At 34.4% G+C, this 9,662-nt stretch carries 8 protein-coding genes; 7 read left to right on the top strand and 1 reads right to left on the bottom strand.

Translation table 11 applies throughout. The features are described 5' to 3' along the window. The first annotated feature begins 99 nt into the window (after window positions 1-99). From V7014_RS19830 to pgmB, 7 genes are all read left to right on the top strand, one after another. A complete protein-coding gene (locus V7014_RS19830; protein ID WP_335509563.1) occupies window positions 100-1,065 on the top strand; it encodes a LacI family DNA-binding transcriptional regulator in 966 nt (321 codons plus the stop codon). Between the two features lie 371 nt (window positions 1,066-1,436). Continuing rightward, a complete protein-coding gene (locus V7014_RS19835; protein WP_335509565.1) occupies window positions 1,437-2,696 on the top strand; it encodes an extracellular solute-binding protein in 1,260 nt (419 codons plus the stop codon). A gap of 88 nt (window positions 2,697-2,784) precedes the next feature. After that, window positions 2,785-4,092 carry a carbohydrate ABC transporter permease gene (locus tag V7014_RS19840; protein WP_335509567.1) on the top strand — a complete coding sequence of 436 codons (1,308 nt, stop codon included), beginning with the start codon at window positions 2,785-2,787 and terminating at the stop codon, window positions 4,090-4,092. A gap of 1 nt (window position 4,093) precedes the next feature. Beyond that, window positions 4,094-4,945 (top strand): sugar ABC transporter permease, encoded by an 852-nt coding sequence (locus V7014_RS19845; RefSeq protein WP_335509569.1) that lies wholly within the window; start codon window positions 4,094-4,096, stop codon window positions 4,943-4,945. Between the two features lie 55 nt (window positions 4,946-5,000). Continuing rightward, on the top strand, window positions 5,001-5,846 hold the full coding sequence (locus tag V7014_RS19850; RefSeq protein ID WP_335509571.1) for a DUF1189 domain-containing protein: 846 nt from the start codon (window positions 5,001-5,003) through the stop codon (window positions 5,844-5,846). Continuing rightward, on the top strand, window positions 5,843-8,116 hold the full coding sequence (locus V7014_RS19855) for a glycoside hydrolase family 65 protein (protein ID WP_335509580.1): 2,274 nt from the start codon (window positions 5,843-5,845) through the stop codon (window positions 8,114-8,116). The genes V7014_RS19850 and V7014_RS19855 overlap by 4 nt, the downstream gene beginning before the upstream one ends. Further along, window positions 8,113-8,748 carry a beta-phosphoglucomutase gene (gene pgmB, locus V7014_RS19860; protein ID WP_335509573.1) on the top strand — a complete coding sequence of 212 codons (636 nt, stop codon included), beginning with the start codon at window positions 8,113-8,115 and terminating at the stop codon, window positions 8,746-8,748. The genes V7014_RS19855 and pgmB overlap by 4 nt, the downstream gene beginning before the upstream one ends. Window positions 8,749-8,976: 228 nt before the next feature. Here pgmB and V7014_RS19865 read toward each other — a convergent pair whose 3' ends face one another. Then, on the bottom strand, window positions 8,977-9,294 hold the full coding sequence (locus V7014_RS19865; RefSeq protein ID WP_335509574.1) for a peptidase M4: 318 nt from the start codon (window positions 9,292-9,294) through the stop codon (window positions 8,977-8,979). Window positions 9,295-9,662: the final 368 nt, after the last annotated feature.

Genomic DNA, 9,662 nt, shown 5'->3' on the forward strand with positions numbered 1-9,662 from the left:
ATTCATGATTGTTTATGTTAATATTAAAATATATAAAACTTTTTAATCTCGTCACATAGTGAACATAGAATAAACACAAAGAAGGAGAAGGAGAAAAGAATGGCAACCTTGGTAGACGTTGCGAAGAAAGCAAATGTATCTAAGATGACAGTTTCACGTGTCATTAATCACCCTAATCAGGTTTCAGATGAATTAAAGCAACTTGTATATGCAGCGATGGAGGAATTAGATTATGTCCCTAACTATGCTGCACGCGCACTTGTTCAAAATCGAACACAAGTTATCAAATTTCTCATTTTAGAAGAAATAGATACAACAGAACCTTATTATATGAATTTATTAACGGGAATTAGTAGAGAATTGGACAGGCATTCATATTCTTTGCAGCTGGTTACACGTAAATCACAAAATATTGGGGTCTATGATGGTCTAATCGCCACTGGGGTGAGAAATGAAGATTTCAAATCGGTATTAGGGAAAATCGATAAGCCTGTTATTCTTTATGGTGAGAATGAATATAATTACGACTGTATTGACGTTGATAACAGATTAGGTATGGAATTAGCAACAAATCATGTATATGAAATAGGTTTCCAACAAATTTTATTTTTTGGTATTGATTTAATAAATGAACCTTTTATGAAATCTCGATTAAAAGGTTATCAAGATGTCATTAGAGAAAAGAAACTAGAAGAACAGGTTTATCTTATGAAAAATGGTTCTGGCGTAGCAGAACAAAAAGCAAAGGAGCTTTTACAAAAGCATTCAGGTAAAATAGCCATTGTATGTGCATCAGATCGCATTGCTATTGGCGTTATTCGTGCTGCCGTATCATTAGGTAGGAAGTTTGGGGAAGATATAGCTATTACTGGATTTGATGGTGTATTTCTAGATCGTATTTCTTCGCCTAAAATTACGACAGTACAATCACCAGTTATAGAAATGGGTGAAGCATGTGCACGAATGCTACTTCAAAAGGTTAATGATAATGGTAGAGAACAGAACTCTATTCTCTTTAAACCGAAGCTTAAAATAAGAGAATCGACCATTGGAATTACAGAATAGCTTGATACTCATGTTACGTGTAACATGAGCGCTACATGAAAAAGAAAAATAGTATAAAAAGGGCTTACACAAGTGTTTTAGTGTAAGTCTTTTTATTTTTTGGGGGAGAATTATGCTAATTATTTGTAAATAATGTTTTTTTGAGCCATTTTATATCCTATTTTTAGAGGGAATCGGTAATTAATTAGTGAAATCATTGAAAAAAGTTGTTACCGGTAACACAGAAAATAGTATTGTAAACGCTTTCGATGTTGGTTCATAATACAACTATAAGTTAACTTAGATTTATTATTTTAGAAAAATAGTTAAGTAAGGTATGTATCAACATAAGATTAGTGCTACATAGTTTTTCACCCAAGGAGGAAAAGATAATGAAGTACATGAAGAAATTTGGTTTAGCAGTTATGCTATTTGCAATTATTATGAGCCTAGTAGCTTGTGGTAGTGATTCAAGCAAAGAGAAAGAAAGCAGTAGTAAAGGCAATACATTAACAGTATCGGTTGAAGAAACCTATAAACCGTTTATTGACGAGATAAAAGGTCAGTTTGAAAAAGATAATGATGTTAAGGTAAAAGTCGTTGAGAAACCGATGTTTGATCAGTTAGAAGCACTTCCTTTAGATGGTCCAGGAGGAAATGCTCCAGATGTTTTGATGTCTGCCTATGACCGAGTAGGATCACTTGGACAGCAAGGTCATTTGTTAGAAACAAAAGATAATGAAAATAATAAACTAGATGAAAAAGCTAAGCAAACTGTAACAATTGATGGTAAAAGATTCGGAACACCATTCACTGTAGAAACACTTGTTCAATTTTATAACAAAGACTTAGTAGATAAAGCTCCGGCAACGATGCAAGAAGCAGAAGCTTTAGCAAAAGATCCTCGTTTTAGTTTCGCTAACGAACCAGGTAAATCAACTGCGTTCTTAGCTGATTGGAATGATTTCTATATCTTATACGGTGAGTTAGCTGGGTATGGAGCATACACATTTGGTAAAGATGGAACAGATCCAAAAGATGTTGGTTTAAATAATAAAGGTGCCGTTGAAGGCTTAGAATACGCAACAAAATGGTACAACGATATTTGGCCACAAGGTATGAAAGATGCGAAAAGTGCAAAAGATTTAATCAATCAAATGTTCATTGAAGGTAAAGCAGCTTCTATAATTAGCGGACCATGGGCAGCAACAAACTACAAAGAAGCAAAAGTAAATTATGGTGTAGCAAAACTACCTACATTACCTAACGGAAAAGAGTATACACCATTTTCTGGAGGTAAAGCATGGGTTGCAAGTGCATACTCTCAACAACCAGAGCTTGCTCAAAAGTGGATTGATTATGTAACAAATGAAGAGAATAGCTATAAATTTTATGAACATGTAAATGAAATTCCAATGAATAAAGCTGCACAAGAAAAAGTTATAGCTACTAATGATGAATTAGCAAAAGCGGTTATTGAAACTTACGAGGTAGCGCAACCAATGCCAAATATTCCTGAAATGGGCGAAATTTGGACAGCGGGTGCAACTTTAATGGCAGATGCAATTTCTGGTAAGAAAACACCAAAACAAGCAGCAGAAGCAGCTGTTAAAACAATTAATGAAAACATTGAACAAAAATATAACAACTAACAATGAAAAGCGCCAGACAGTTTTTTAATAAACTGTTTGGCCTTATCTCTTATTAGTAGGAGAAAATGACATGTAGAGGAGCGGAACAATGAATAAGGAGCAGATACAATCAGTGAATCCTCGAAAAGCGATGCTGCTTTCAATAATACCTGGTCTAGGTCAGATCTATAATAAGCAGTTATTCAAAGGAATCATATTTTTAGCAGTGACAGCATTGTTCATCGTTGAACTTAGTTTGTTTGGTTGGAATGCTTTAATAGGATTAATTACGCTTGGAAGTGTACCGATCCAAGATAACTCTCTCTTTTTATTAGTAGAAGGTGTTTTACAACTAATTATTTTAATCATTTTTATTGGATTTTATTGTCTAAATCTTTTTGATGCGAAACGAGTTGCCACTAAATGGCAAATCGGGGAAAAGGTCAATACGAGTGTAAAAGACATTTTAAAGAATACAGTAGATGCAGGATTTCCCTATTTATTAACATTACCAGCTTACGTGTTAATGTTATTTGTTATTATCTTTCCTGTTGTCGTAACGCTATTAATGGCTTTAACAAATTATGATTTCTATCACATTCCCCCTGCTAAGTTGTTAGATTGGGTTGGATTTAAAAACTTCTTAAATATTTTCCTTCTTAGCTCTTATCGTGAAACTTTCATGAGTGTATTTAGTTGGACATTAATTTGGACAATTTGTGCAACTACATTGCAAATTTCCTTAGGTGTATTCCTAGCAATTGTTGCAAATCAGAAATTTATTAAAGGTAAACGTTTATTCGGTGTTATTTTCTTATTGCCTTGGGCAATTCCTGGATTTATTACAATCATGAGTTTCTCAAACATGTTTAATGATAGTTTAGGTGCAATTAATACGCAGATTTTACCTCTGATTAATATGCTACCATTAGTGGATATTGATCCGATTGCTTGGAAGACAGATCCATTTTGGACAAAAACAGCTTTAATTATGATTCAAGGATGGTTAGGCTTCCCATATATTTATGTAATGGTAACGGGTGTATTGCAATCCATTCCAGGTGAGTTATATGAAGCGGCTAAAATTGATGGTGCTAATGCTATTCAACGCTTCTTTAAGATTACAATGCCGATGATCCTATTCGTTACGGCACCGGTGTTTATTACGCAATATACGTTTAACTTTAATAACTTTTCGGTTATTTACTTATTCAATAGTGGTGGACCAGGAAGTGTCGGTTCAGGAGCAGGTTCAACAGACATTCTCATATCGTGGATTTATAAATTAACGACAGGAACATCACCACAATATGCGATTGCTGCAGCTGTAACATTAATTATTTCAGTAATTGTCATCGGTGTGTCTCTCATTGCATTTAAGAAAACTAATTCATTTGGAAACGAGGAGATGATGTAACATGAAAAACTTGATAAAAAGCCAACGTTTTTCCAATGGTCTCCAGAAATTTTTGACATATGCGTTCTTACTTATAATGGCGGCTGTTATCATATACCCGATTTTAATCACCGCATCTTCAGCGTTTAAGCCCGGAAATATCGTGTCCTTTAAGTTAGATTTTGGCACAGAGTGGGTTCTGGATAATTTCGTTCGCTTATTCAATGATACGTTGTATTTAGATTGGTATAAAAACACGCTTATTATCGCTGTATCAACAATGGTTATTCAAGTAATTGTTGTCACATTAGCAGGCTATATTTATAGTCGTTATCGTTTTCCAGGTCGTAAGCAAATTCTTATGTTTTTCTTAATTGTACAAATGATTCCAACGATGGCAGCTTTAACAGCATTTTATGTGTTAGCGATGCTATTAGGAGCACTTGATCAGTATTGGTTCTTAACCCTTATTTATATCGGCGGTGGTATACCGATGAATACATGGTTAATGAAAGGCTATTTTGACACAATTCCGCGTGATTTAGATGAATCCGCAAAGTTAGATGGAGCAGGTCACTTCCGAATCTTTGCCCAAATCATTCTACCGCTTGTTAAGCCGATGATTGCTGTTCAAGCACTTTGGGCTTTTATGGGACCTTTTGGTGACTTCATGCTTGCGAAATTCTTATTGCGTTCACCAGAAAGTTTAACGATTGCTGTAGGTTTACAACAATTTATCTCAAACCCGCAACAAGAAAAAGTAGCTCTATTTGCTGCAGGAGCAATTTTAGCTGCCTTACCAATTTGTTTATTATTCTTCTTCCTGCAAAAAAACTTTGTATCAGGTTTAACACAAGGTGGAACAAAAGGCTAATTAGAGTATTTCTACCTTATAAAAGGTTAATTTTTTAAAAAGCGAAGTGATTGTAATGAAAAAAATGACTTTCCCACTGAATTATTTTAGTCTGATTTTTTCACCAGTTCGTATTTTTGTGGGACGAACGATGTTGAGCTGGGGAAAAATATTGTTTATCTTTATTTTTCTTAATGCATGTTTAATTTTGCCTGTATCTTTATATTTTGCGAAAGCTGATTCCTTCCAGTTAACAAAAGTGATGCCAGATATGATGGAATTAGTAAATCAACAACTAGTTGATCAACTCCAAGCATATTCTTTAAATGATGGTGTATTAAGTGGTGGTAATGGCGATGTTGTCATCGATTCGAAAGATGGTGCTGCTGCAATCATTCTAAATGGAACAGAAATTCCAAAAGATGAAAATGCGATTATCATGGGTAAAACAGAAATGGAATTAAGAGATGAACAAGGTTATGCATTTAAAGTGAAATATACAAATAATACAGATTTGAAAAATATTGAAACACCAGTGGATCTATCAGACTGGATTAGTTCACAGTGGTACATTCAAAACAAAGCATTTCTTTTCATTACAATGATCTTAATGACAGGATCGATTTTAGTGGGAAGTACCTTAATGCTTACTTTGTTTGCCTCCTTGATGTTATGGGCAACAAAGCGCAGCACATTTTCCACAATAGCTTCTTTTAAGGAAGCTATTAATTTAACTGTAAATGCTCTTGGATTGCCGACTATTTTAGCTATGATCACAGGTATTATCTATTTTGATGTTACCATCATTATGGCTGTGCAATCTCTTGGAATGGTATTAATGATAGCCTTTGCCTTTTTCAAAACACGCTTTAACCATGAGCAAGCATTACAGATATTGAATGTTGAAGGAGAGATTAAATAATGAATCACCGTATATTTGAAATAGATCCTTGGAAGCTAAAAACAAGCAAGCTTGAAAAGGATGATAAAAGACTGCAAGAAAGCTTAACATCTCTTGGTAATGGATATATGGGGATGCGCGGAAATTTTGAAGAAGGCTATTCAGGAGATACTCACCAAGGAACGTATATTGCTGGCGTTTGGTATCCAGATAAAACACGTGTTGGCTGGTGGAAAAATGGCTATCCTGATTATTTTGGAAAAGTAATTAATGCCCTTAACTTTATTGGAATTGAAGTATTAATTAATGGTGATAAGCTCGATTTATATCAAGATGAAGTAACGGATTTTTATATGGAACTTGATATGAAAACAGGTGTTTTGAAGCGTGAATTTACAGTAAATAAAAATGAACAATTATTTAGAGTAAAGGTAGAACGCTTTTTAAGTATAGTTACACCAGAGTTAGCTGCTATTCGTTATGAAGTAAAACCTTTAACTAAAACAGCACAAATTGTCTTTAAGTCATTTTTAGATGGAAATGTAAAAAATGAAGATGCCAATTATGATGAAATGTTTTGGTTAGAGAAAGAGCAAAGAGCAGAAGGAAGAACAGGCGGTATTGTTACGAAAACGATTCCGAATGATTTTGGCACACCTCGTTTTACGGTAGCAGCGGAGATGATTAACCATGTTTCAGGTACGACTACGGAAACAAGTACTTCTTCATCTTTATATGCTGAAAATACATTTGAAATTCAGTTGGATGTCAATGAAGCAACTGTGATTGAGAAACGTGTTGCAATTACGACTTCTCGTGATTTTGATGAGTCTGTTCTTACCGAAAAGGCAAAAGATGTTTTAAATATTGTAGCGAAACAATCTTATGAAGATCTTTACCAACAGCATGTTGATGCATGGGCGAGACGTTGGGAAAAAGCAGATGTATTAATTGAAGGTGATGATGAAGCGCAACAAGGTATTCGCTTTAATATCTTTCAATTGTTCGCTACATATTATGGAGAAGATGCACGTTTAAATATTGGACCTAAAGGTTTTACAGGTGAGAAATATGGTGGAGCGACTTATTGGGATACAGAAGCATTTGCTTTACCGATGTATTTAGCTTTAGCCGATAAAGAAGTATCACGTAATTTATTAAAGTACCGCTATGACCAGTTGGACGGAGCAAAAATCAATGCACGAAAAATAGGATTAGATGGTGCACTTTATCCAATGGTAACTTTTACAGGTGTGGAATGTCATAACGAATGGGAAATTACTTTTGAGGAAATTCATCGTAATGGTGCAATTGCTTATGCTATTTATAATTATGTAAACTACACAGGTGATGTTGCTTATCTAGAGGAATATGGTCAAGAGGTATTAGTTGAAATTAGTCGGTTCTGGGCAGATCGTGTTCATATCTCAGAGCGTCTGAATAAATATATGATTCACGGAGTAACAGGTCCAAATGAATATGAGAATAACGTTAATAATAACTGGTATACAAATTATTTAGCAGTTTGGACTTTACGATATACACTTGAGCAACTGACAGAAAAGAAAAAGCTAGAGCTAGGCGTGTCTGATAAAGAGTTGGCAAAATGGCAAGATATTTGTGCAAGAATGTATTTCCCATTCGACGAAAAATGGCAAATATTTGTACAACATGATACTTTTCTTGATAAAGAATTGCGCTCAACGGATACATTAAAGCCAGAGGATACACCAATAAACCAAAACTGGTCTTGGGACAAAATTCTACGTTCTTGCTTCATAAAACAAGCAGATGTATTACAAGGAATCTACTTCTTTGGTAATGAATTTGACTTTGAAGCAAAACAAAGTAATTTTGAATTTTATGAGCCATTAACTGTACATGAATCAAGCTTATCACCAGCTATCCATGCTGTACTCGCAGCAGAAATTGGTAAACAAGAAAAAGCTGTGGAATTATATAAGCGAACTGCTCGACTAGATTTAGATAATTATAATAATGATACGGAAGATGGTCTGCATATTACATCGATGGCAGGTAGTTGGATTTCAATTGTCCAAGGTTTTGCCGGCATGAGAACATTTGAAGAAAAATTATCTTTTGATCCATTTTTGCCAGTAGGCTGGAACAGCTATGCATTTAAAATAAATTATCGTGAACGATTAATGGAAGTAACTGTATCGAAAGGTGCTGTGAAAATAGAATTGCTTGCTGGAGAATCTCTAACTCTATCACTTTTAGGTGAGGACCTTGTACTTACGGGAGTAGTAGAAAGGGGATTAAAAGCATGATAAAAGCTGTCATTTTTGATTTGGATGGTGTGCTAGTATCAACAGACCACTATCATTATTTAGCTTGGAAGAAGATGGCTGACCAATTACACATTCCTTTTGATGAAAAGAAAAATAATGAATTGCGCGGCGTAAGCAGAATGGAAAGCTTGGAATTAATTCTTCAACAAAGTCATTCGGATTATTCAATCGAAGAGAAAGAAAATTTAGCTTCTGAAAAAAATGAAATATATCGTCAATCACTTCAGCAACTAACGAAAGCAGATTTATTACCTAGTGTTGAGAAAACTTTACCACTGTTAGCGGAAAAAGGTATAAAGTTAGCGATTGGTTCATCTAGTAAAAATGCACCGCTTATCCTACAACAAGTTGGTTTAACAGAGCAATTTACGGCAATTGTTGATGGTAATCAAATTGAGAAAAGTAAACCACATCCAGAAGTATTCTTAAAAGCAGGTAAACAACTAGGATTTGACCCTCATGAATGTTTAGTTGTAGAAGATGCGGTTGTTGGTGTTGAAGCAGCTATTCAAGCAGGTATGAAGGTGGCAGCAATGGGTGATGCTAAACAACATCATTTAGCTACTTATAAAATTGATACTATAAATGAGTTATTAGATTTATTAGTATAATTGATAGGTTAGTTGATTAGTATTGTACATCATGCTGTTTAGTAAACAATGAAATAAAAATCAAGCTATGGCCTATTCTCGATATTCAATCGTGGATAGGCCTTTCGTTTTTCCGTGTTTAAGCCATATTAAAATGCTCCTCAAATAGAGTGTTTTACTTTTACACCGTGCTAATTGGAGAGCATTATGATTGTTTGAAAAAAATCTAATAGCATAGGTTTTCTTCAATTATACTGTTTGTTCGATTAGATCAAGCACAGTTCCTGTTGTCGCATCAGCAATGAATTCATAGTGCTTTTGTCCATCGTTGGTAACCTGAGTTAGACCACCTTTGAAAATGTCATAATGTAAGCCGTTTTTTGCATATGTTTCTGGCTTCATAAGAATCCATGAGCCTGTAATTTTACCTTCGCGACTAACGGTTTCTTTTACACGAGCTAATATAGAGTCAGGAGATGGTTGTGTGCATTTTTCAATGGCACATTTTGTAGCATAACCACATACAAATCCAATTGCAGCCCCTACTAAAGCATTTTTCCATTTCATCTAGAAATACCCCCTACTGTTTTGGAATGATACTTTGTCAGAAAAAACTAAAATTTCACTTCATTTAGTATCTTTATTTAGTATACAAGAGTGAGTAGACAACTTCAATTTTAGGAATGTACTTATTGTAAGAAAACGACAATCTTTTCGAGAATGATTAGTTTATTTATACATAAATAATTAGATATCAGTCATTTTATTTGTTAAGGAACTATTTGAAATACAGAAAATAAACGATTATTTCATTTAATTGGTAGTAGTGGTAACAGTCAAAAAGTTTCGGTAGAATAATAAATAGGATAGAAATTATAAGAAAAGCGGAAGCGCCCGTTTTGCTCCATATGGATTGGAGCCCTCCGACTGAGATA

This window comes from Bacillus sp. JJ722 (genome assembly GCF_036963345.1).
GTDB lineage: Bacteria > Bacillota > Bacilli > Bacillales > DSM-1321 > Bacillus_AD.